Origin of the sequence: Variovorax glucosi (assembly GCF_051216695.1) — a bacterium.
Classification (GTDB): domain Bacteria; phylum Pseudomonadota; class Gammaproteobacteria; order Burkholderiales; family Burkholderiaceae_C; genus Variovorax.
Map to the genome: position 1 here is coordinate 1 of NZ_JBPJZE010000339.1, position 1,078 is coordinate 1,078.

The following is a 1,078-nucleotide window of genomic DNA, read 5'->3' on the forward strand; positions in this document are numbered from 1 at the left end:
ATCTTCAAGGCCAAGGGGCGGCCCGCCGACCATCCGCTGATCGTTCACGTGGCGGCCGGCATCAAGGGCACCGAGTCGCTGTCGCGCTTCGCGCAGCCGCTGCCGCTTTTCGCGCAGAAGCTCGTGCAGGTGTTCTGGCCCGGGCCGCTCACGCTGATCGTCACGCGCCAGCCTGGCGTGGGCGCGGCGGCCGCCGGCGGGCAGGACACCATCGGCCTGCGCTGCCCCTCGCATCCCGTGGCGCAGGCGCTGCTCGAAGCCTGTGCCGAGCAGGGTGTGCCCGGCCTCGCGGGGCCCAGCGCCAACCGCTTCGGCCGCGTCAGCCCAACCACGGCGCAGCACGTGCACGACGAGTTCGGCGACGCTCTGCTGGTGGTCGATGGCGGAGCGTGCGAGGTAGGCATCGAGTCGACCATCGTCGACTGCAGCCGCGGCGCCCCGGTGCTGCTGCGGCCCGGCCTGATCACGCGCGCGCAGATCGAGGCCGCCTGCGGCGAGAAGCTCAGCGACCGCGAAGTGCTCGAAACACCCGACCCGCGCGCCTCGGGCACGCTGGAGGCGCACTACGCCCCGGACGCCAAGGTGCGGCTGATGGACGCCAAGGCGATCCAGACCGGCCTCGACGTGCTGGGCGCCAACGCCGCGCACATCGCCGTGTGGTCGCGCACCGTGGTGCGCAGCCGCTCGCAGCGCGTGCTGCAGCGGCGCATGCCCGACGACGCGGCGGCGAGCGCGCAGCAGCTGTTCGCGGTGCTGCGCGAGTTCGACGCGCAGGGCGTCAAGCTGATCTGGGTCGAGATGCCGCCCGACACGCCCGAGTGGGAAGGCGTGCGGGATCGCTTGCAGCGCGCGTCCGCAGCCTGATCAGCCCCCAGCGGCGAGCACGCCCTGGAAGAAGCCACGGGCGGAAGCCAGGCAGAACGGCGGTGCCAGCGTGCCGTGGTACGCCAGCGTGACCGCCTGCGCCTTGTCCGATGCGCTGCCCGACGTGTTCTGTGCCAGCAGGGCCTTGGCCTGCGCGAAGCCGGCACGGGCGGTCGAGTAGGCGTCGATCGCGGCCGAATCTTCCAGATCGACC

Annotated in this window: 1 protein-coding gene and 1 pseudogene; one reads left to right on the forward strand and one right to left on the reverse strand. The window is 72.5% G+C overall.

From position 1 onward, the window contains the following. On the forward strand, positions 1-864 hold an 864-nt coding region (locus ACSFA3_RS25450), incomplete at its 5' end, for an L-threonylcarbamoyladenylate synthase (protein ID WP_435508109.1). On the opposite strand, the pseudogene ACSFA3_RS25455 reads toward ACSFA3_RS25450, so the two are convergent. Next, positions 865-1,078 (reverse strand): annotated as a pseudogene (locus ACSFA3_RS25455) (alpha/beta hydrolase); the annotation flags it as partial.